Genomic DNA, 471 nt, shown 5'->3' on the forward strand with positions numbered 1-471 from the left:
AACCTGACCGTCGACCACAAACTCCACTTTATTCCCCGCTTTAGCCGGATTACTGCCCTGGGTCAGGCTGACACTCACACTGTTCTGACCGTCAACAACAGCATCCTCAGGAATATCCATGGATACCTTACCGGCAGTAACCTCATCTCCGGTGACGTTATGTGTCACATTTTCGGTACTTTGATCCGGATGAGTCACTGTCAGTGTAATGACCGCACCTTCCACTGTTCCTGCCGGCAACGTGACCTCTGCCTGTAAACCATCTTTCAGCTCAGCCGCATTGGCCACACTATCAGCCACTTCTGGAATGGTCAGGACCGGAGCATCTGCCACACCATCAGTTTTTGACGTCACAGTGACCGGAGTACTTTCATTACCAGCCGGATCTTTAGCAACTGCTGTGACTTCACTGTTATCTTTAACAGTGTCTGGGGCGATTGTGGCTGTATCACCCTGGCTGTCCGGGATCAG

1 protein-coding gene is annotated in these 471 nt (G+C 51.6%); it reads right to left on the reverse strand.

Annotated features, from left to right (window positions below; genetic code table 11):
- The coding region (locus K0040_RS20105; protein WP_228110454.1) for a hypothetical protein at nucleotides 1–471 on the reverse strand (471 nt) is incomplete at both ends.

The organism is Terrisporobacter petrolearius (assembly GCF_020748185.1).
Lineage (GTDB): Bacteria > Bacillota > Clostridia > Peptostreptococcales > Peptostreptococcaceae > Terrisporobacter > Terrisporobacter petrolearius.